This is a genomic window from Acetobacter sp. DmW_136 (assembly GCF_008690365.1).
GTDB lineage: Bacteria > Pseudomonadota > Alphaproteobacteria > Acetobacterales > Acetobacteraceae > Acetobacter > Acetobacter oryzifermentans.
Window position 1 is genome coordinate 1 of the sequence record NZ_VHON01000065.1, and the last position, 419, is coordinate 419.

Genomic DNA, 419 nt, shown 5'->3' on the forward strand with positions numbered 1-419 from the left:
ACCCGTGCGAATACATCAATGATGAAGGCCACATAAACAAAGCCCTGCCATGTGGAAACGTAAGTAAAATCCGAAACCCACAGTCTGTTGGGGGCAGGAGCATGAAACTGGCGCTGCACCAGATCCTGCGGACACGGACGTTGCGGATCAGGCCGTGTGGTTCTGACCCCCTTGCCACGAATGACGCCTTTCAGCCCCATCCGGCGCATCAGCCGCTCTACCGTGCAGCGGGCGACATCCACGCCTTCACGTTTGAGCTGATGCCAGACCTTGCGCGCTCCATAGACGCAGAAATTATTATTCCACACTCTACGGATGTCATCGCACAGTTCTTTGTCTTTCTGGCTGCGCACACACGGATTTTTCTGTCTGGCAACAGTTGCATAATAGGCAGATGGTGCAATCGACAGAACCCTGCA

The 419-nt window shown here is 54.2% G+C and carries 1 protein-coding gene; it reads right to left on the reverse strand.

Annotated features, from left to right (window positions below; all coding sequences use genetic code 11):
• Positions 1-419, reverse strand: a 419-nt coding sequence (locus FKW31_RS14315) for an IS3 family transposase (RefSeq protein ID WP_150178891.1), incomplete at both ends; no start/stop codon positions are given.